The sequence below is a fragment of the Mesorhizobium sp. AR07 genome (assembly GCF_024746815.1).
Classification (GTDB): Bacteria; Pseudomonadota; Alphaproteobacteria; order Rhizobiales; family Rhizobiaceae; genus Mesorhizobium.
The window spans coordinates 964,664-984,015 of the sequence record NZ_CP080528.1 but is presented as its reverse complement, the minus strand read 5'-3'; the positions used below and the strand labels follow the sequence as shown (position 1 = coordinate 984,015).

General features: G+C 59.5%; 16 protein-coding genes and 5 pseudogenes. 11 read left to right on the top strand and 10 right to left on the bottom strand.

Annotation, left to right across the window (positions count from 1 at the left end; translation table 11 throughout):
- Positions 1-54: 54 nt before the first annotated feature.
- Both BPNPMPFG_RS40910 and BPNPMPFG_RS40905 read left to right on the top strand, forming a co-directional pair.
- Positions 55-1,407: an MATE family efflux transporter gene (locus BPNPMPFG_RS40910; protein WP_258598612.1), complete on the top strand. Its 1,353-nt coding sequence runs from the start codon at positions 55-57 to the stop codon at positions 1,405-1,407.
- 291 nt (positions 1,408-1,698) lie between these two features.
- Entirely contained in the window at positions 1,699-2,307 is a 609-nt protein-coding gene (locus tag BPNPMPFG_RS40905) for a 4'-phosphopantetheinyl transferase family protein (protein ID WP_258598610.1), read from the top strand.
- 29 nt (positions 2,308-2,336) lie between these two features.
- On the opposite strand, the pseudogene BPNPMPFG_RS40900 reads toward BPNPMPFG_RS40905, so the two are convergent.
- The 3 pseudogenes from BPNPMPFG_RS40900 to BPNPMPFG_RS40890 form a co-directional block, all read right to left on the bottom strand.
- A pseudogene (locus BPNPMPFG_RS40900) lies at positions 2,337-2,706 on the bottom strand (IS66 family transposase); the annotation flags it as partial.
- 178 nt (positions 2,707-2,884) lie between these two features.
- Positions 2,885-3,307: pseudogene (locus tag BPNPMPFG_RS40895) on the bottom strand (transposase); the annotation flags it as partial.
- A gap of 24 nt (positions 3,308-3,331) precedes the next feature.
- Positions 3,332-4,778 (bottom strand): annotated as a pseudogene (locus BPNPMPFG_RS40890) (ISKra4 family transposase).
- Between the two features lie 177 nt (positions 4,779-4,955).
- Here BPNPMPFG_RS40890 and BPNPMPFG_RS40885 point away from each other — a divergent pair.
- A complete protein-coding gene (locus tag BPNPMPFG_RS40885) occupies positions 4,956-5,183 on the top strand; it encodes a hypothetical protein (protein WP_258598609.1) in 228 nt (75 codons plus the stop codon).
- A gap of 163 nt (positions 5,184-5,346) precedes the next feature.
- Here BPNPMPFG_RS40885 and BPNPMPFG_RS40880 read toward each other — a convergent pair whose 3' ends face one another.
- The 3 genes from BPNPMPFG_RS40880 to BPNPMPFG_RS40870 all read right to left on the bottom strand — a co-directional run bounded on the left by BPNPMPFG_RS40880 (position 5,347) and on the right by BPNPMPFG_RS40870 (position 8,454).
- Positions 5,347-6,996 (bottom strand): UvrD-helicase domain-containing protein, encoded by a 1,650-nt coding sequence (locus tag BPNPMPFG_RS40880; protein WP_258598607.1) that lies wholly within the window; start codon positions 6,994-6,996, stop codon positions 5,347-5,349.
- Between the two features lie 922 nt (positions 6,997-7,918).
- Entirely contained in the window at positions 7,919-8,212 is a 294-nt protein-coding gene (locus tag BPNPMPFG_RS40875) for a type II toxin-antitoxin system RelE/ParE family toxin (RefSeq protein WP_258598605.1), read from the bottom strand.
- The gene (locus tag BPNPMPFG_RS40870; protein ID WP_111545633.1) at positions 8,209-8,454 is read right to left on the bottom strand and encodes a CopG family ribbon-helix-helix protein; all 246 of its coding nucleotides are present in this window, start codon (positions 8,452-8,454) and stop codon (positions 8,209-8,211) included. The genes BPNPMPFG_RS40875 and BPNPMPFG_RS40870 overlap by 4 nt, the downstream gene beginning before the upstream one ends.
- A 522-nt stretch (positions 8,455-8,976) precedes the next feature.
- Here BPNPMPFG_RS40870 and BPNPMPFG_RS40865 point away from each other — a divergent pair.
- From BPNPMPFG_RS40865 to pmtA, 5 genes and pseudogenes are all read left to right on the top strand, one after another.
- Positions 8,977-9,687 (top strand): competence protein CoiA family protein, encoded by a 711-nt coding sequence (locus BPNPMPFG_RS40865; protein WP_183455317.1) that lies wholly within the window; start codon positions 8,977-8,979, stop codon positions 9,685-9,687.
- A 132-nt stretch (positions 9,688-9,819) separates the two neighbouring features.
- Positions 9,820-10,057 (top strand): annotated as a pseudogene (locus tag BPNPMPFG_RS40860) (transposase); the annotation flags it as partial.
- A complete protein-coding gene (locus tag BPNPMPFG_RS40855; protein WP_413776974.1) occupies positions 10,040-10,318 on the top strand; it encodes a 3-methyl-2-oxobutanoate hydroxymethyltransferase in 279 nt (92 codons plus the stop codon). The pseudogene BPNPMPFG_RS40860 and the gene BPNPMPFG_RS40855, both read left to right, overlap by 18 nt.
- A complete protein-coding gene (gene panC, locus BPNPMPFG_RS40850) occupies positions 10,315-11,205 on the top strand; it encodes a pantoate--beta-alanine ligase (protein ID WP_258598603.1) in 891 nt (296 codons plus the stop codon). The genes BPNPMPFG_RS40855 and panC overlap by 4 nt, the downstream gene beginning before the upstream one ends.
- A gap of 74 nt (positions 11,206-11,279) precedes the next feature.
- Entirely contained in the window at positions 11,280-11,873 is a 594-nt protein-coding gene (gene pmtA, locus BPNPMPFG_RS40845; protein ID WP_258598601.1) for a phospholipid N-methyltransferase PmtA, read from the top strand.
- A gap of 675 nt (positions 11,874-12,548) precedes the next feature.
- Here pmtA and BPNPMPFG_RS40840 read toward each other — a convergent pair.
- The 3 genes from BPNPMPFG_RS40840 to BPNPMPFG_RS40830 all read right to left on the bottom strand — a co-directional run bounded on the left by BPNPMPFG_RS40840 (position 12,549) and on the right by BPNPMPFG_RS40830 (position 14,917).
- Entirely contained in the window at positions 12,549-12,827 is a 279-nt protein-coding gene (locus BPNPMPFG_RS40840) for a bifunctional hydroxymethylpyrimidine kinase/phosphomethylpyrimidine kinase (protein WP_258598600.1), read from the bottom strand.
- A 152-nt stretch (positions 12,828-12,979) separates the two neighbouring features.
- Positions 12,980-13,228 carry a DUF982 domain-containing protein gene (locus BPNPMPFG_RS40835; RefSeq protein WP_183455314.1) on the bottom strand — a complete coding sequence of 83 codons (249 nt, stop codon included), beginning with the start codon at positions 13,226-13,228 and terminating at the stop codon, positions 12,980-12,982.
- A gap of 39 nt (positions 13,229-13,267) precedes the next feature.
- Positions 13,268-14,917: an MFS transporter gene (locus tag BPNPMPFG_RS40830; RefSeq protein WP_258598598.1), complete on the bottom strand. Its 1,650-nt coding sequence runs from the start codon at positions 14,915-14,917 to the stop codon at positions 13,268-13,270.
- A 532-nt stretch (positions 14,918-15,449) separates the two neighbouring features.
- Between BPNPMPFG_RS40830 and BPNPMPFG_RS40825 the strand changes: the two genes are divergently transcribed.
- Positions 15,450-15,920, top strand: coding sequence for an MHYT domain-containing protein (locus tag BPNPMPFG_RS40825; protein WP_319946045.1), 471 nt, complete (start codon positions 15,450-15,452; stop codon positions 15,918-15,920).
- On the opposite strand, the pseudogene BPNPMPFG_RS40820 reads toward BPNPMPFG_RS40825, so the two are convergent.
- Positions 15,889-17,164 (bottom strand): annotated as a pseudogene (locus BPNPMPFG_RS40820) (IS256 family transposase). The gene BPNPMPFG_RS40825 and the pseudogene BPNPMPFG_RS40820 sit on opposite strands and share 32 nt — an antisense overlap.
- A gap of 129 nt (positions 17,165-17,293) precedes the next feature.
- Between BPNPMPFG_RS40820 and BPNPMPFG_RS40815 the strand changes: the two are divergent.
- Positions 17,294-17,968: an MHYT domain-containing protein gene (locus BPNPMPFG_RS40815; RefSeq protein WP_258598596.1), complete on the top strand. Its 675-nt coding sequence runs from the start codon at positions 17,294-17,296 to the stop codon at positions 17,966-17,968.
- Positions 17,899-19,284, top strand: a complete 1,386-nt coding sequence (locus BPNPMPFG_RS40810) for a putative bifunctional diguanylate cyclase/phosphodiesterase (RefSeq protein WP_258598595.1) — start codon at positions 17,899-17,901, stop codon at positions 19,282-19,284. Before BPNPMPFG_RS40815 ends, BPNPMPFG_RS40810 begins: the two co-directional genes overlap by 70 nt.
- Positions 19,285-19,352: the final 68 nt, after the last annotated feature.

Genomic DNA, 19,352 nt, shown 5'->3' with positions numbered 1-19,352 from the left:
CAACCGACGATAAGTCCGGGGTAGGGGGTTGAGGAAGAGGGGGCAATCGGAAGCATGGCAGCACCGGAACAACACATTAATCTGTCGGACGAAAAACTTTCCCGCCTCATCATGCGACTCGCCATTCCTTCGATTATTGGCTTGTCGATCAATGCGCTTCAGCAGTTCGTGAATGCGATCTTTGTTGGCACGCTCGGGGCACAGGCTATCGCCGCCGTCAGCATGACTTTCCCGATCGTTGTCCTCCTCTTGGCAGTCGGACAGGGGCTCGGCGTAGGCACAGCATCATTCGTGTCTAGCAATCTTGGCGCTGACAACTCGCTTGAGGCGAGTCGCGGCGCGAGCTTGGCGCTCGCTCTCGCGGTTCCGATCGGAGTGGGTCTTACTGTCGGTCTGTTTCTGTCTTTGCGCAAGATTCTCGCTATGCTTGGCGCCAGTCCGACAATCATGCCGGCCGCGCTTGAGTACGCATCGACGCTCTTGTTCGGCTACACTCTCATGCTGCTGAACATTGTCAATGGGTTCATCGTAAGGGCCGAGGGCAATACACGATTCAGCATGTGGACCATGATTACGGCTTTCGCGCTGAATACCGTGCTCGATCCTATCTTCATTTTCTTGCTAGATCTGGGCGTTCGAGGAGCGGCGCTTGCGACGCTGTTGTCTCAGATCGCCGCTATCAGCGTCTACATCGCATATTTCCTAAAGAAGTGTGGGATTGTTCGTATCGGAACTTCTTACATTACCTTCAGGGTGGGCCGCATCAAACAGATCGCCGCCATTGGAGCGCCGGCAACTATCACCAGTATTTTGTCTGCCGTTGCATTCATGCTCTTCTACCGTGCTGCTGCACCATTCGGCGACGCTTCCGTTGCCGCTGTGGGTATAGCCGTGCGATTGTCAACGATCGGGGCACTCCCAATTATCGGCTTCTGCATAGGCTCTCAGGCGGTTCTCGGTTTCGGTTGGGGAGCACAGGATTTCGCCCGGGTAGAGAAGGCCGCGAAGTTCATGCTTTTCATAGCCGTCGCATTTTCAGTCAGCTTTTCCGCCGTGGTCCTGATTTTTGCTCGGCCAATGGTTTCGCTTTTCAGCGATAACGAGGATGTAATCGATCTCGCCGTCTCTGCCTGTATTGTTTTCCATCTTTTCTTCGGCCTCTTTGGTGTTCAGTACGTTGCGATCACCCTGCTTCAGTCATTGGGGAGAGTACGCCTCAGTGCCGTCGTTTCCCTTGCCAGGCAAGGCTACCTTTTCATACCCGCCATACTACTGTTTCCAGTCATTTGGGGCTTTAACGGACTGTTGGCCTGCCAGGCAGTTGCTGAGTTGGTGGCGGGGCTGATTGCTCTGTTTGTAATTCGCGGGCAGATCGGCGTTCTTAAAGGAATGCCCTCGCTGAGCTAGGGAATCGGGTCGACGCTGCTGACGTGAAAGGCGATCATTTCGGTTCTGCCCGCAGATCGTGGTTGAAGAGCCAGATCCAATACAGGACCCATCCGTGCATGCTTGACCGGGCGCACGAATGGTCAATCCGGCACGGCGAGGACAAAGGACGGGTGTTGGCCGCAGCGCGACCTGCATGAGCCGGCCAGCAGCGGATCGCGGTCGAGAGAGCGAGGACATTTGGATACGCTGTTCCCCCCAAACGTTGCTGTGCAAACCTGTCGAGCAAGAGATCTCAGCAGTGCCCTGGTGATGGCCGAAGAAGAGAGTGCAATCGCCACTGCGGCCGAGAGCAGAAGGCGTGAATTCTCGATCGGGCGTGCCTGTGCCAGAGCGGCATTGTCCAAGCTCGGCTTTTCTCCCTGCGCGATCCCAAGTGGACCTCACCGTGAGCCGCTTTGGCCACCTGGTGTGGTTGGCAGCATAACACATTGTGCTGGATTCTGTGCCGCCGCCGTCGCTCAGCATGGGGACTACGCTGCGCTTGGAATCGATGCAGAAGTCGACGAGGAGTTGCCATCCGGCGTATTGGAGCTCATTTCGGTTGACGAGGAACGGTATTGGCTGGCCAACGCACCCAGGCGCCTCAATTGGGACCGGTTGCTCTTCAGTGCTAAGGAAAGCATCTTTAAGGCATGGTTCCCGCTCACACGTGAATGGCTAGGCTTCGAGGACGCCGTGGTCACCATCATCCCCGACGATGGCACATTTCATGCTCGCCTCCCCCACACATTCCTGCCGGCCGAAGATCATGCGTGGGAGCTTCGCGGCCGGTTCATCATCTCCAATGGACTGATACTCACTGCAGTCTTCGTTACGGGGCCCCGATCAAAATGGGGCATCATCTTCGGCCGCGCTTGACTCGGCCGCAGCAGGGCTCGTCGGTGCGGTCAGCCGATAACGTCAGGCCTATAGTTCCAAGGCATGAGCATTTCGATTTCGGATGCCGGCCAGCCTTGAGCGATGCGGGTCAAGGTCTGCGAGAGCCAGTCGAGCGGATCGACGCTGTTCATTTTGCAGGTTTGCAGCAAGGTGGCTACCGTCGCCCAGGTTCGTCCACCGCCGTGGCTGCCGGCGAATAGACTATTCTTTCGCGTGATCGTCTGGGGCCTGATTGCACGCTCGACGATATTGGAGTCGATTTCGATGCGACCGTCCATCAGAAAGCGTTCCAGCGCCTCCCGCCCGGGTGAGCGCGTAGCGGATCGCCTCGGCGGTCTTGGATTTTCCGGAGACCTTGCCCAGTTCCGCTTCCCATAGTGCGCATTTCGCTGATCGTGGGCAGTGATTTCACGCGATCGTGGGCAGCAGAAGCCTGACCCACGGTTGCTATGAGTTCACTGGTTTTTAGTCGGCGTCAAGCGCTTGCTTGCCAGCTATTTTCCGCAAGCTTTCGCCGGTCATGTTGATGCGGTGACGGGAAAGCGAAGCGGTTCTTTCATGACGTATCCCAGTATGGCGGGGGTCCAGTGGCGCCGTCGAGGATTTCGATGATGATCATCTGTCCTTGACGACAGGCGGGGCATTGCCTGAGGGAATGACCGGTGAGATCCTCGTAGCGGTCGCGGTAATCCTTTGCGGGTCGACTGTCCGACGGCTCGGGAACCGGCATGCCGAGCAGGTCGCGGCAGTGGGCGAGCGTTTGCGCGCGGTAGCGATTGCCGAGAAAGCCGTAGTAACGGATGCGATGGAAGCCCTCGGGCAGGACGTGCAACAAGAAGCGGCGAATGAACTCGTCGGACGCAACGGTCTTGACCTTCTGCCGATTGCCGTGCCGGTAGTCCTTCCAGCGGAAACGCACGGCGCCGTCCTCGATGTCGATGACGCGGTTGTTGGAAATGGCAACGCGGTGCGTATAGCGCCGAGACCGGTAATTTCTCTGGGGTCAGGCGGCGCGTAGAAGAGGCGTTTTGGGCTTGAATATTGGAGGGACGTTCAGTTCTGGCTGTCGGAAAGGCGCCCGCAGCCGGTTGCGAAGTTCGCCATTGATCTCCGCCGCCCGGACCTGCATGAGCATATGCGCACCGTGAAGCGACCAGCGCATTTGCTGCTTCTTGACCATACGTTTCCCTACGACTGAGTTCACCGCCGACTCGGCGAGAGTGGTGGCGACGCGAAGCCCAGCCCGGTAGCGCTTTCCATAGTTGACGATCGCACCGCGGTTCGAACGGACATAGGTCAGGAGTTGCTCCCCGAGCCTGTGAAGCCGGTGCGATCGAGAACCAGCCTTCCTTCAGTCTTACTAGAAGTTGCTCCAGGTCGCGGATCGCGCGGCCGACCCGCCCATGCCACAGACGCCACTTCACGGCTCTGATGTCCCTGTCGATGGTTGGAAGCGCTTCAAAGGGGCCTGAGCGGGATCGTACGATGTGATCGGCGATCTGCCGCATGGGCTGGATCTTCATAGCAATATGAAACCAGTCGATGATGTGGGTCGTTGGTTTCGGCATGGCGCGGGGCAGCCGCTTTAGGATTTCGGCCCCGTCCGAGATCACCGTCACATCCCCAAAGCCGCGATACCCGACTTCCTGGAGAGAGTGAAGAGCACGATCGCGGATTGCCTGCTGGTCGGTGCAGCCGGTGACGAAATAGCGACCGCCCCTTTCGCCCCGCCCCCCGCGGCCGCATCTGGCCACGACGAGCTCGAAATTTCGCGCTGAATTGGTCTCGGCGCTGCGAACATAAGCAGTGTCGATGCTGATAACGAACTCTTTGCGCCGATCTCCGGGAAGCTGCATCTCAAGCTGGCATCGGTCATCCGTTTGGGCCCTCGCGCGCCAAGTTTCCTGCATGACCTGGTCGTCGAGCCGCTTGCCGATCCTGATGGTACGCTTGCGCACGGTCGCATGCGTCTCAGTCGGTTCAGTGGGCAGGAAATCGGCCAGCACCTTCGCCGCCTGCCGGTAGGGCAGCATGCTTCCTAGCCGCGCCGTCAGTTCCATCAGCTCCGGTGTCGCTCGATCGGGACAAATTTCCTTCAGCGGCGCGAAGGCACCGACCACCCCTGGATGGCATTCCCGGCACAGCATCCATCGGGGATTGCGAACCTCAACGGTGCCGAAGACGGTTCGGATCCGGCGTGACGTGTAGTCCTTGACCGGTCGGAACGTATGGCAATCCGGGCAAACCCGGCGAAGAAGGGCATAAGTCTCCGCCTCATGATTCACGACCGCGTTCTGCAGCGCTGCCATGATCTTCTTGCTATCGCCGATCGACAAGCCGAGGTCGCCGTCGAACAGGCTCTCCCAACTCTTGTCTATGCGGACCTCCTTCCGGCACGTGTCGCCGATTTCGTTCCGGCCCTCGATCGTAACCGTCCATTCCACCGCCATCGCTTTGTCTCCGATCAAAACAATGCTAATGGACTGCTCGAGCCTAACAACCCGTGTTTGACCCCAGCGAAGTTACCGGTCTCAGCACTAATCAGGAACAACTGTCGCGCCAAGACCAGTGCCACCCGACAATGGCCCGGATATGTTCGGTGATTGTCGTATCGGCAACGAGTCTCGGTGCCCTACAAGGATGGCAAGGGCAAGCTACGCTGGGACAAGAAGCGGCGCAACGAATTGTCTTTCGAAGATTCGGACGAGATTGTCGCACACTGGGAAGATTGCTCCGCCCGGCAGTCCCAGGATAGGGGAGATTTCGAGGGCATCGCCAAAAGGATCCGGCCGTATCGTGACCAGGCACGAACTGTTGGCGAAGCGCTTGAGATGGCCGCGCGCGACGGTCTATAGGCGTTAGCGAGGCTCATGACGGGCACTAAGTTTAGTCGCAGTGGGTACCTAATTTCGAAACTTCCGCGGCGCCTTCATTCGGAGATTCTCCTAACGTTGTCAGTTCCGACTAGGCCAGTCGGACGGTATGAGCTTCACGTCAGAGGCTTTTGTCCACCGACCATTACCCGCCGAATAGACGCGAGAAGAAGCCACGCTTCGCTGGTTTTTCTGTGACATGGGTCGCTTGGGCCTGCCTGTTTTGTTTAACAGGCTCCTGCCAGTCAACCGGTGGCGCGACAGCGGTCTTAGCCGGCGCCTGCTCCTCATACTTTGCTAGGAGTGCCGAAGCTGGAGGCGGCTCACCCTTGCTGCCCATGATCGGTATCTCGATCGCCTCCTTCGCGCGTGTAACGGCGACGTAGAAAAGCCTTAGTTCCGCAGCGTCCTCCTGCTCTTGTTTGGCCTTTTCCGCGGGAGTCCGTGCTTCGCGGGTCTTCAGGAAGTCGTCCATCAGTCGAACATTTTTCCATTCCCGACCCTTGGCCTTGTGTGCTGTGGAGATGATGATCTCAGCCTGCTCCTCGCTGACGGATTGGTTGATTGCCCACAGCAGGCGCTTCTCGCCCTTGCTCTGCACCAGGTTGACGAACATGGTCAGGTGCTCGCCCTCGGTGGTCTTGGAGAAGTCGACCACCGACTCCCAACTGGTGAAACCGAAGAAATCGGCGACATCGGTTGGACGCCCCTCCTTCAAGTCCCGCACTCCCCACAGCAGCTCCTTGAGGTCCCTGTTGTCGCCAACGAGATGCGGCTTGCGACCCTCATCGAGGCACTGGATTAGCGCCGTCATGACGTTCGCATTGGTCCTGGCAAGGATGGCATTGGGGTTGCAGCTACCGACCCGGCTCCGCATAGCGGGATTGCCGGTCAGCGGAACGCTCTCACCGAGCCGCTGCAGGATGCGGGATGCTTCGCCGGCGATCTCGGGACCGAACCGGAACGACTGGGTCAGGCTAACGATGGCATCAGTCTTGATCGCATCCATCGCGTTCACCGCGCCACGCCATTCGTATATCTGCTGGTAGCGGTCGCCAACGTAGACAAGCTGGGCGTTTTGCCGCCGCAGCACCTCGAGTACGACGGGATTGGTGTCCTGCGCTTCATCTAGAAGGATGTAGTCGGCTGCGATCTGCGGCTTGGATAGCCCCCAAAGCTTCAAGAACCCGTCAAAACCCAGCGGGATCGCATCCTTTGGGTCGCACATGCGGTGCCATACGTGCCTGGCATTGTTGCACGCAAACTCTTTCACTGCCTTGAGAGTATCTTCGCTGGCCGTAAGCAGCGATCCGTGCCGAGGCACGTGCGCGTCAGAGATTTCCTCGTCGCCGCTTTGAGCGAACCGTCTAACTGTTTGCTGGATCAAATAAGCTTGTGACACTGGCTGTAGAGAATGGTCACGGTCAACTCGCCAGGTCTTCTTGAATCCAAGTATCTCAGCGAGTTGCTTCGTGCCGACCTTGCCGGCGAACTTGTCCTTGGTTTTTTTGTAGTCTGAGTGCAGCGATTTCAGCGCTAGGCTGTGGGTGGTGGAGCAATTTACCGTCGGAGGAAATTTCTCACGGGCGTCTCCGACAATCGCCTTGTTAAAGGCGATGTACTGGCCGCGGCTGCGAGTGCCGTGGGCAAGGAACTGCAGCGTCGAGGTCTTGCCGGTGCCCGCATAAGCATTGATGCGGAGCGAGCCACCGGACAGGAAAGCGTCAATTGCCTGTTGCTGCTCCGTCGTGGGTTTACGACCCACGGGCTTCGCCGCCGCTTTCTTGTGCACCACGGCGGGCCGCTTCCTAGACGTCTGGGCGCTTCGGTCGAAGAGGTCGCTTGCTTGACGTTCAATGCGGATTTGGCGCGGACCAGAAGCCTCCCGGCCCGAGCTGTGGTCCTCACTGCAGCTTCACGCGCGATGACTTTGACAGCCTTGGTATCACCACTTGCCGTGGCTTTATCCAGTATCGCCTCAAGCTGGTCGATGCTCAACGAACTATAGGGTCGCTTCATTCCATTTCCCCCCACCCGGCGTGTAGTGCGGCAGACCCGGTCGCAGAAGCTATTGGGCTAGACTAAGAGAATCAGGTCTGGCAGCAGCAGAACCCCATGCGGCGAGGGTGGCGAAGAGAACCTGAACACGCCACCACTCCGGCTGGCCGACCGGTTCGCCGCCTTGAGAGGATGCCGCCGGAGCGGCGAAGCCGCAACGGCCGTTCGTATTACTGCCGGCCGTAACGGGGGAGGGCATATGGCATTGCCTGAATCTGCTATTTTTGGTCCCCTTTGCAAACGGCATTCCCTCGCCCATACTGAACCGGCGACATTTCCAATGTCCCGTTTCCGCTCCTCGTAGCGATCCCCCGGCACCCGCCTTCCGGCGTGACGGAGGGCCGACACAGGAGAATCCTCAATGTCTATTTCGTCTACCCCCGATAATCTCGACCTCTCCGGCCGCACGGACCTCGCCGCCATGCCGGACGGGCCGAAGGTCGGGACGACCTCTACCTCTTCGGTGGCACGGGCCTTATCGCTCTGCCCGACGGCTTGGATGTCGGCGGACAGATCGTCCGCGACTGATTACGATAAGCCCCCGGTTCACGCCAGGGGCTTATCGTTGCGTAATTCAAGAATGGCGGAAGCGCCCCAAAATCATCAATACGATTATACGATTCTGGCGTGACGGCCGGAATTTTGCTGGTGCAGCGACTTTACAGGGCCTGCGGCCACTGTTGGGCGGCGTGCATGACAGTCAGGATTTCGACAGTCTCGCCATTGACGTGATAGGGGATGATATAGGGTATATCAGTCAAAACGAGCTCCCGCGTCGTCTTGATGCGTCCGATGCGACCCATGGCCGGTTGCTCGGCCAGGTGCTCGGCCGCTGACACAATGCGCGCTACGACACGGCCGGCGGCATCGGAGCTGTCTTTCTCGATGTGGGCGCCGATTTCGTCAAGCCGCCGCAACGCCCGCTGGGTCCAGCGGATTCTTTTACGGCTCATGATTGGCGGGCGGACTTGACGTATTTTCCGACCACGGCAGCTACATCATGGTCACTTGCGAATTCGCCGCGCTGGGCCTCGGCCAACCCGGCCTCTATTTCAGCCAGCTGCCACTCTTCCCGGGCCACGAAGTCCTCAATGGCCTGTGCGGCCACATAGGAGCGTGAGCGGTCAAGCTTTTCGGCGAGTTGATCCAGCCTGTCTGCGGTTTCGTCCGGCACACGGACGGTGAAGGCGGTCATGGGGGTATAACTTTCGTTGGTTCACTATGATTATTGTTGAACCAAGCTGGTTCGTCAAGTCTGTGATTAGCTTGAATCTCGAACGATAATCAATTCCGTTGGCCTGCATCGAGCCCTTGGTATCGACGTGAAAACTGCCCGCATGTCGGTTTCCGGACCACCTCGGCGTGGGACGGCTTGTCGACTACTTAGCGAGCAGCATTTCCAAGCTGCTTGAGCCTTGAGACAAAAAAGCGCCCCTGCGCAACAAGACGATTCTCGGGGGACGAAACGCTTTCACACGGTAGGGGTCGTTCGAATCCTGTACCGCCCACCATATTTTTCAATAATTTACGCAATCCAATCTCGTTAAATTTCTTTCATGTAACTTTCATGTAGCCGAGACACGCCAGTCTACCAAAGTCGGTTGATCTACCGCGCCGCAGGGGCTTTGGTGGTGGTAGTATAAAGACTCAACGATATGATTATGTGAGAGGGTTCGGGTAATTGGGGCAGATCGCGTACAACGCGGCGATAGGGGACATGACCGAAGCGTTCTCGGCCTCGGATGCCGCTTGGCTGAGTATTTGCAATGCGCCGCTCGGGACATGGCGAATGCCGCGCACGGCCTGGCCGGCGGTGCCCAAAACGTCAATCCGGGGTCTACGATTCTTCGCGCACGCACCTGGATTTACAGGTCAGCTTCCCGGCCCGGAGAGCTACGCACACACCCGCCTGAAGATTGATGTGGTCAAGGCTGCGCGGGCAATGGGCTTTCGGGCGGAGCTTGAGGCCTGGGGGACAGACGGAGCAGGCGCCGAATGGATAGCAGACGTGCTGGTGTTTCTGGCTGACGGCAGGCGGGTCGCATTCGAGGTTCAACTCTCAAGCCAGCACTTGGACGATTTCCTAACCAGGACGGAGCGCTATCGGCGCTCTGGTGTCACGTGTTGTTGGATCATGTCTGAGAGGCCCGTCGCGTGGCGTCTGACAAAGGCCCTCAGTTACAAAAATAGCCAGTACCGCCGGGAGACTGGCGAGGTCTTATGCGATTGCGAGGAGTTAGTGCCATTTGCAATAGAACTCGCGGGAAAGGACGCTTACCCCGATGTTTTGCCACCGGTCAGATTCGGCAGAGGCCGGCACATAAAGCGGATGGCGCTGACGGAGGCCGTCGCCGGCATGCTGCACGGATTTCCTAGCTGGCAGCTGCCTGACTGGCATTGGAAAGCGTCTCAAGTATCGGTTGATTGATGCTCGGTCCATACCGAGGGACCTAGCCCGAGAAATTCAGGGTGGTTGGCGGATGTGGCGCAAGCCGTTGAAATGACGTAGGATTTGGTTGCTAAAGCCGATCCGAATCATTTCCCGGAGACCACACCCGCCATGAATGATCTACCTGCCGCTGAGCGGTTTGTCATCAGTGGGCGGCAAATCCGTCATCGCTCGTTTTGACGGCGGCATGCTGTCGTCGAACAGCGGTGTTCTGGCTCTGGCCGAGGTGGAAAAACGACTGCGGGTGGCCGACCGTCTGGCGCGTTGCATCGATGATCCGCGCTGCCCGGACCAGGTCGTCCACAGCCTGGCGGACATGATCGGCTTTCGCATGAAGATGATCGCCGCCATCACCGCAGAGGTGGCGATCCCGACGATCGGTATCGGCGCCTCGGCAGCCTGTGACGGACAGATTCTCGTCGTCGACGACATGTTGGGCACCTTCGGCGACTTCCGGCCCAAATTCGTCAAGCGCTGTGCCGAACTCGGTGAGATCGCCGGGGAGGCGATCGCGGCCTATGCGCAGGAAGTGCGCGACCGCCGCTTTCCGGGATCCGACCATGTCTTCGGCGATGCGCCAAGGTCCGTGAATGGAGAAGAAGCCGGATGATCATTCCGATCGCACGAACCGTCGCCGAGTTGCGCATGGCTGTGGCCGGATGGCGTCAGAAGGGCCTGAAGGTCGCTGTCGTGCCGACTATGGGTGCCTTGCATGAAGGCCATCTGAGCTTGGTGCGAACCGCGCTCGCCAAGGCCGACCGGGTTATCGTGACGCTCTTCGTCAACCCGAAACAGTTTAACAGCGCGGCCGATCTCGCGGCCTATCCGCGCACTGAGCATGACGATGCCGCCAAGCTTGCGCCGCTTGGCGCTCATCTGCTCTACGCGCCAAATGCAGCGGACGTGTATCCGGAAGGTTTCGCCACTACGATCTCGGTGAGTGGGGTGAGCAGGGGCCTGTGCGGCGCGTTCCGTCCCGGCCATTTCGACGGCGTGGCAACCGTCGTCGCCAAGCTCTTTCTCCAGACGCGTGCTGATCTCGCCTTCTTCGGCGAGAAGGATTTCCAGCAACTGCACGTGGTTCGCCGGCTCGTCCGCGATCTCGAGATTCCGATCGAGATTGTAGCATGTCCAACGGTACGTGAAGCCGACGGCTTGGCGATGTCGTCGCGCAATGTCAGGCTCTCGGCCGAACAGCGCTTGGCAGCGCCAAGGCTCGCCGAAGTCCTCTCCACCTCGGCCGGGCGATTGTCGGCGGGAGCGCCGGCGGAGCTTGTGCTTGCCGAGGCCAGGCAAGCGATCCGCGCTGCCGGTTACGACGAAGTCGAGTATCTCGAGCTGAGAGCAGCCCAGGACCTGTCGCCGCTTTCCGCCGCGGACCGACCGGCCCGCCTGATCGTCGCCGCCTGGCTCGGCGGGACGCGGCTTATCGATAACGTCGGCGTTCTGCCCGGGCAGCGCAAAGGCGAGCTGCTCGCGGCAGCTAATGCCGCATGATTGAGCAGCCGCAAGGCTTGGACAAACGTGCGTCGTCAAAATGACCCAGACAAATAGCGTAGCAGGGAGTGGATATGGTCTTTCGATTGAAGGAGCGCCTCGGCAGGAAGTTTGAAGAAGAAGTGCAATTCTTCAAGGGCTGGCAGAAGGACAGGAAGCGAGTGGGCGCGCTGATGCCAACGTCCGTTCATGCCGCGCGTCGTATGGCAAGCGTTATCAATCCGGCATCCGGATTGCCGGTTCTTGAACTTGGCGCAGGAACTGGCGTCATCACCAAGGCAATCCTGGAAAGGGGCATCAAGCCGCATCAGCTGGTTTCGGTCGAATATTCCAAGGATTTCTATCATCGTCTCACACGACGCTTTCCAGGGGTGGATTTTCGATTGGGCGATGCGTTCGCGCTGGAGGAAGTGCTGGCCGAGCGGAGCGGGGAGCAATTCGACTGTGTGATAAGTGCGGTGCCGTTGCTGAGTTTTCCGATGGAACAGCGCATTGCATTGCTTGAGGATTTGCTTGCCCGAATCCCTCGCGGGAGACCTGTCATTCAGATCACCTACGGACCTTTGTCGCCGGTGATCATGCCCGACCGCTACGTCGTGTCTCACTATGATTTCGTCGTCCGCAACATCCCGCCCGCACAGCTCTGGACTTACCGACGAGCAATCTGAGCCCGCAGCACGCGCGGAAAGTGGCGGCATTCTGCAAAATCCTGCTGAAGGACACGACGGTGGTCGTCACGAAATTCGCATCGATTGCGCTTTTGTAGCCGCCTCCGCTTGCGGAGGCGGCTATGCCTTTTAGCGCACACTCATTTGCTGCGGATTTCGCCCTGCGGACAATTGACAGCGAAGCCACCGCGACCGCGAAAATCTCGCGACGGCGCTTCGATGCCGGGACCGGCCTGCCATTTTTGAGAGGTGATCCGTGCAGGTGCCTGACGCAAACCATGCAATCCCGTCCCTGACCATATCATAGCCATCGCCCTCTTTCAGCTGCCCAGGCCTCCTGACAGCCGGATCAATGATGACGATCCCCCTGGAGAATATTCTTCTTTGAAGAGCGGACGGTCTGCGCCGTCCTATGCCTCAGCTTGTACGATGGCCTCCTGGCCTTCCGTGCCACGCCAGTGAGGTTCGGTCACTCTACCGTGCAATGGCGTTCGGAAATACGACAGGCGAACCACAATAGTCATGTTTAGGCTGAAGACTTCTCAGCGGACCGTGAAAAAAGGAAACGCGAGTTCTTCCGCTCCTTCAGAGGCCCCTCGAACTCGCTTTCTTTGGAGAAGGGAGATCGCTCGTCAGACGCTCCCATGTGGTGGTCGGCAAACCGCCGCAAAACGGTCACTCGCTGTTTTCGGCTGCATGTTTCCGGAGCTTCTCGAACACGAACAGCTTGCCTTCGCGCACGCTATCTTGAAGCGATCTCGCATTGGCCAGATGCGCCGCAATCGCGCTGGCAAGCATGCAACCCGTCCCGCGCATCGATGAGATCAGGCGCGGTGTGTCGAAGCGGATTGGTTCTTGATCGAAGCGCAACAGAACATCGGTTGATCGATGTCCCGATGCGTGGCCGCCCTTGATCAGCAGGGCCTGCGGCCCGGCGGCCAGCGGCGCGTTCACCCTGGAGATCGGATACCACCTGATTTCGGGCGAAGACTTTACGCTGCTTGCGGGCGTTGCTGAAGACGTAGACCGGTGCATTCTTGTCAGCCAAAGCGGCTCTTTACATATTTTCTCGCCGCTTCGGTCAGCGTCGAACGATTTTTGACCTGTCAATCGCCGCGTAGGATATTTGCTTCGCGCGCGGCCGCGACGAAGGCTCTTCGGGCGGCGGGTGGATGAGCCTTACCCCGTAGTGCCTTCAAACAGGCGTCCATCGCTGCCCTGCGCTTCTCCGTCTGACGACCAGAAACCTGCAGCAAGATGGCGGCCGCATCATTGACATCGAATACGGCACGTTCTGGGCTGTGGCGGCCAATCTGGACCACGACTTGCCTCTCAAATCTCACCAAACCGGTCATCTCGCTGTCCCCCAAGCTCTACCAACCCAAAGCCGGCGATCACAGCCGGAAGAAAAATCGCGTCGACTGATCCCGCCTGCGGGTTGCCACGGTCGGTCGTTCAATCGAGAGCTTGGTACGAGGCGGATTTGCCATGTTCAATTCGAGCAGATGTTGGTCCAACGCTTTGTCCGCCGCCGTGAGGCGATGGTTCAGGCGCAGATAGTCCATCCAGGTCGGCGTGCGGAAGGTTTCTGTCCAAAGCGAAGGATCTTGAAGATCGCGTTGGAGATTCCAGTGCCGAGCACCGACACGGCTTTGCACTCGCCGTCGTTCCTGCATCCGGTCCAGGAAAGCTTCGACGTTCGCCTCCGGTATTGAGTACTCGATCTTGACGACGATTGGCCCGCTTCTCGGCTTCAGGTCGAGAGCGAGCTGTGGCGTTTCGAAGCCAAAAGGATCCTGATCAGAGTCTTGCCATTGACGGATAGGCATCAGGAAGCCGGTGGCCGCGACCACTACGAGCGCGCCAGCGGAAACCTCGAGGGCTAAGGTAAGCGAATAGTTCTCAGCCACTGTGCCCCACAGCCAACTGCCGGCTGCGATACCGCCCGACGAAAGGGCATAGTAGATCGAGAGCGTGCGACCAACGACCCACCTTGGGCTTGCCAATTGGACACTCACGTCAAGCCCCGTCCAGGTGACGACCCAGCCCCCTCCGCCGAGCGCCAGCGCAATAGCCGCCACCGCCACTGAAGTAGTGAGAGCAAGAGATAGACAGCACGCCGCACAGGCAATGCATGCCAGTGTTGTAAGCCGCTCCTGGGACAGCGACCGCCTCAAGACATTGTTGCAAATGCCGACGCACAAGGCGCCCGTCCCGAAGCCGGCCATCAGGATACCATAAACGATTGGTCCTCCCCCTAGTTGATCGCGGGCAACGAGAGGCAGCAGCGCGAGTATGGAGATGCTGGTCAGGCCAAAAAGCGCTCCACGCGCGATTGCCGCCTTGATCTCCGCCGACAGGGCCGTGAAGCGCGCTCCGTCATGGATGGCGGTGGTCAAAGGCTCGCGCGGGAGAGGTGAGGTGCGAACATCCCATTTGCGGCGCCCTATGGTCCACAGCAGCGCTACATAGGTCAGTGTCGCCACAGCGAAAGCTGTCAGAGGTCCAAAGGAGGCAACGACGATGCCACCGAGCGCCGGGCCGACGCTTCGAATGGCGTTGTATCCAACCGAGATGAGCGTGACCGCGGCTGGGACTTCGCGTTTTCGTAAGATATCGCCCACCGACGCGTGCCAAGCAGGATCGGTGAAAGCGGCACCCGCTCCGGCCAAACAGCTGAATGCGAGAACCATCCATGGAATGAAAATCCCGAGGGCCGCAAGAACAGTCAGCATCGCCGAGGATAACGCTATCATGCACCAGCCAGCGAACATGAGATTGCGGCGGCTGTAATTGTCCGCCAGGGCCCCGGCGATGATCGACAGGACGAATATGGGGAGTGTCGTCGAAGCCTGAACCAAGGCGACCATCACGTCCGAAGTCGAGATGGTCGCCATCAGCCAACTGATGGCGACAGTTTGAATTAGCCAGCCAAGGCTGGCGACCTGGGTGCCAAGCCAGATCGATCGAAAGGTCGCATTCTCAAGCGGCGCAAATGTCGCCGACGAAGCTGGACTCGCATCTGCGCGCGGCACCCTGCTCATTGGGTTGAGCCCTCCCTCGGTCTATCGGTCGTTTTAGAGGTGCCCTCCCGGCGCACGTGCCCATGGAGGAATGGCACCATGAGCGCATTTTGTCGGGGCAGCGCAAGATATTTCTTTACCGCTGGCACTCTGGCGCAAGCGATTACTTCATCTGGAATTGCCACCAACGCGCTTTCATGATTGCTGGGTCTATGTCACGTCCTCGCGAAAAGAATTTCCCGGACTACGCATACCTGCCTGGCAAACATCCACATCCGGTTCGCGACCCCTTGGGTCACAGTTATCAAAGCGACCCGGTGACCGTTGTTGCGGTCGAGGAATCACTCGTGAGTCTTGGCCCTAAGCCTACAATCAGGCGTTCCCATATATGGCGCGACCGGCCCGCCCCATTCTGCAGCGAGCCAGGGCCATAGGGTTCTTTCACGACCTTCGGTAACGATGATCAAAGCGGATTTTCCGCTTAAGCGCTTTATTCAAGTTTTGGCCGTAGATTTCTCCCCAAGCGGGTGATCGTCCTGCGTGGGGGAAGAGCATGTTGAAAGTCTACACTTGCATTGCGACGCAGCATGATCTGCGTCTGGTCGCGCTAGCGGCCTTGATCTGCGCCCTGGCCTCCTTCACGGCCGTGAACCTCCTCCACCATGTCGGGCGCAGTGAAAGCGAAATGCGACGGATCTGGCTAGCCGTCGCCGCGGTCGCCACCGGCTTCGGCATCTGGGCGACGCATTTCATAGCCATGTTGGCCTTCCAGCCCGCCGTACCGAGCGGCTACAACATCGCTTTGACGATCATGTCGTTGCTGGCCGCGATCGCTTTGACCGGGACGGGTCTCACGATCAGTACCTCGCCACGCGTTCCACATGGACGCTGGATCGGCGGTGCGATCGTGGGAGGCGGCATCGCGGTGATGCACTACACTGGCATGGCCGCATTCGAGATGAGCTATGCTGCAATTTGGGTGACGAGGCTGATCAAGCGGCGCTCTGCGGCTTCAGTTCAATGACCTCGATTCCATCCTGGAACGTTGCACCTGCGATGAGTTTAGGCAACTGATTTTGTCCTTTCAGTCGTCGCCACGTCCTGGCCGCGGCCATGACCAGCTTGAAGACCATCAGCCTGGCGGTTTTCGAGGAGAGTGAGCCCTTGGTACGCACCGTGCGATGGCGAACGGTCGCAAAGACGCTCTCGATGGGATTGGACGTTCGCAGATGATCCCAATGTTCGGCGGGGAAATCGTAGAACGCCAGCAAGGCATTCTGATCTTTGGTCAGGCAGTCGACCGCCTTGCCGTATTTCGCATCATATTTCTCGACAAAGACGGCAATCGCCGTCTCGGCTGAGGCTCGGTTCGGGGCGGAAAAGATTTCGCGCAAGTCCGTCTTCATGGCGGCCTGCACCGATTTCGGCACCTTGTTGAGCACGTTGGCTGTCTTGTGCACCCAGCATCGCTGGTGCTTGGTGCCGGGAAGGAGCTCATCGAGCGCTTTCCAGAAGCCAAGCGCGCCGTCGCCGACGGCAAGATCGGGCGCGATCTGCAGGCCACGACGCTTGACGTCGACCAGCAGCTCGCGCCAGCTCTGTGCGCTCTCACGAATGCCGGTCTGGAAGCCGAGCAGCTCTTTCTTGCCCTCGGGCGTGGCGCCGATCAGGACCAGCATGCATTCGGCATGATCTTCCATCCGGGCCTGCAGGTAGACCCCGTCCGCCCACACATACACATAGCGGCGCGCCGAAAGATCGCGCTTTTGCCAACGATCGTATTCGATGCCCCACTCCGCCGTCAGTCGCGTGATCACCGAGGGTGAGAGGTTCGGCGCCTCCTTGCCCAACAGAGCTGCCAGAGCTTCCTGAAAGTCGCCCGTCGAAATGCCGCGCAGATAGAGAACGGGAAGAAGCGCATCCAGACTTCGTGTCCGACGCGCCCATTTCGGCAGGATCGATGAGGAAAAACGGATGCGCTCCGCTTCACCGTTCGCGCCGCGATCCCGGACCTTCACCCGGCTGACGGGCACCGCCCCGATCCCCGTCTGGATGCTCCGCTCCGGCCCGTGACCGTGCCGGACCAGCCGGTCACGTCCGTCCGGAAGCTTGAGATCCCGCATCTCGGCAAGAAACGCTTCGGCCTCCATCTCGATTCTCGATCGCCTGCGCCAGCAATTTGCGCGCGCCGGTGCGAAGCACATCCGTCAGGGGATCATCGATTTCGTCGGGCTGACGAAGGCGAACAATGTTGATAGTCTCGTTCATGGCGTATCGCTCTCCTTGAGAGGTTCTGGCAGGCTTCATCACCCGCCTCGATACGCCGCCCTTCTCAAACCGTCATCACCCAGTTTCAGCCATAGCTCATTCGAGATCGCGGGCCGCGTCGTCTGGGATGTGCCGCTCGTCGCCGCCTCAATCATTCTTGGTGGGCTGTTCGGCGCGGCCGCATTGCCGGTTGCCCTTCACGCCAACACGGTCAAGTGGAAGGCGCTCGGCGCCCTCGTGCTGACGGTAGCGATTTGCAGCCACCATTTCACGGCGATGGGCGCGGCCGCAATCATGCCAGACCCGCGCATTGTCATTTCCGCAACGGCGTTGCCCGCGGACTGGATGGCCGCTGGCGTAGCCCTCGTTTCGATCGTCATCATCCTTTTGGCCATCATCGGCCTCGCCCTCGATGTGCGCGATCTCCGTCGCGCCGGCGAAGCAGCGCGCATGCAGGAGCTGGCCGACGCGGCCGTCGAGGGGCTGATCGTGTGCAACGAAACCGAGATCGTGGCAGCCAATCGCAGTTTCGCCGCGCTTGCCTGCGTCGACGGCTCTCAGCCGGCCGGCCGCCCGCTCGCGTCCTTCTTTCCCACGGTTTCCCAAGGCGAGCTCTCGGGCACTACGCAAACGCCGCTGGAGGTGGGACTATGCGCGACGGACGGCAGCACGGTCCCGGTTGAGCTGATCCGGCCAGCATCCTCTATGCCGGCAAGCAACACCAGGTTCTTGCCGTGCGCGATATCCGCGGGCGCAAGCGGGCGGAGGAAGAGATTCATTTCCTTGCCCACCACGATCCCTTGACCAAGCTTCCAAACCGCACGAGCTTTAACGAAAAGCTGGAGGCCGAGTTTACGACGCATCGCGGCGCTGAGCGGTGCCTTGCCGTCCTCTTCCTCGACCTCGACCGCTTCAAGGAGATCAACGACCTCTTCGGCCATCTCGTCGGAGACGCCGTGCTGCAGTGTGTGGCCGAGAAGATCAGGGGCGTCCTTAAGCCAGGGCAGATGGTTGCGCGCTTGGGCGGCGACGAGTTCGCTGTGATTGTTCCCGGTCTGCCGAGCGCGGGCTATGCGACGCGCACTGCTGAAGCCATCCTGGACGCACTCAACGACACAGGCGCTAACCTGCCCGCCGGTGTCACCATCGGCACCAGCATAGGCATCGCTGTATTCCCGAACGATGCACCCGATCGGGAGACCCTTCTGAGCCATGCCGACGCTGCGCTTTATGAGGCCAAGATGCAGGGCCGTGGCCTTTATTGCGTTTTCGAGCCGTCCATGGGTGAGCACCTGCGCGATCGCCGCCAGTTCGAGCACGACATCCGTCACGCGATCTCGCGCAAGGAACTCCGCCTCGTCTATCAACCGCAGGCGGAACTCCTGTCCAACAAGGTCTTCGGTTTCGAAGCGCTGCTCCGGTGGGATCATCCGGAACGCGGCGCCGTTCCGCCGGCCGTGTTCATCCCGATCGCGGAAGAGTGTGGCGCCATTCTGAAGATCGGTGAATGGGTGCTGCGGACCGCCTGCGCCGAAGCGGCAAGCTGGCAACAACCGCTAGCAATCAGCGTCAACGTTTCGGCCATGCAACTCCACGGCGGGAATTTGCCCGAGCTGGTCGGGGCAGTGCTGAAAGAAACCGGTCTCGATCCGTTCCGCCTCGAGCTGGAGATTACCGAAACTTGCCTGATCAAGGATATCGGGCGGGCGCTCTCTGCCCTGCGTCAGCTCAAAAGCCTTGGGGTTCAAATCGCCATGGATGATTTTGGCACCGGATACTCGTCGCTATCGAATCTGCGGGCATTCCCGTTTGATAAGATCAAAGTCGATCAGTCTCTAGTCCGGGCGGTGGATACCAGTGATGAGGCGGCTGCCGTCATGCGTGCGGTCTTTGGCCTCGCTCGGGGCCTCAAGCTCCCGGTCCTGGCAGAGGGCGTCGAAACGGACGCGGAGCTGACCTTCCTGCGGCAAGAAGCCTGCGATGCGATCCAGGGTTACCTACTTGGCCGACCCTGCCCGATTTCCGACTTCGCTCAGCATACGAGCGGCAAAGGCCGGACGCCCGCTTCCCGACGGCTGAGCAACCACGAACTGCGCGTGGTCAAGAACAGCGCGGCCTAAGACCTGTTGAGATTCAGGATTGATCGGGATAGGGGGACGCCTCGCGACGCCGCCCCTCCCACACCACC

Bases quoted from the DNA above. Each gene is read 5' to 3' on its own strand.
- BPNPMPFG_RS40910 (WP_258598612.1), top strand. From the start codon at position 55: ATGGCAGCACCGGAACAACACATTAATCTGTCGGACGAAAAACTTTCC.
- BPNPMPFG_RS40905 (WP_258598610.1), top strand. From the start codon at position 1,699: ATGGCCGAAGAAGAGAGTGCAATCGCCACTGCGGCCGAGAGCAGAAGG.
- BPNPMPFG_RS40875 (WP_258598605.1), bottom strand. From the start codon at position 8,212: ATGAGCCGTAAAAGAATCCGCTGGACCCAGCGGGCGTTGCGGCGGCTT.
- BPNPMPFG_RS40870 (WP_111545633.1), bottom strand. From the start codon at position 8,454: ATGACCGCCTTCACCGTCCGTGTGCCGGACGAAACCGCAGACAGGCTG.
- BPNPMPFG_RS40865 (WP_183455317.1), top strand. From the start codon at position 8,977: ATGACCGAAGCGTTCTCGGCCTCGGATGCCGCTTGGCTGAGTATTTGC.
- BPNPMPFG_RS40855 (WP_413776974.1), top strand. From the start codon at position 10,040: ATGAAGATGATCGCCGCCATCACCGCAGAGGTGGCGATCCCGACGATC.
- panC (WP_258598603.1), top strand. From the start codon at position 10,315: ATGATCATTCCGATCGCACGAACCGTCGCCGAGTTGCGCATGGCTGTG.
- pmtA (WP_258598601.1), top strand. From the start codon at position 11,280: ATGGTCTTTCGATTGAAGGAGCGCCTCGGCAGGAAGTTTGAAGAAGAA.
- BPNPMPFG_RS40835 (WP_183455314.1), bottom strand. From the start codon at position 13,228: ATGACCGGTTTGGTGAGATTTGAGAGGCAAGTCGTGGTCCAGATTGGC.
- BPNPMPFG_RS40830 (WP_258598598.1), bottom strand. From the start codon at position 14,917: ATGAGCAGGGTGCCGCGCGCAGATGCGAGTCCAGCTTCGTCGGCGACA.
- BPNPMPFG_RS40825 (WP_319946045.1), top strand. From the start codon at position 15,450: ATGTTGAAAGTCTACACTTGCATTGCGACGCAGCATGATCTGCGTCTG.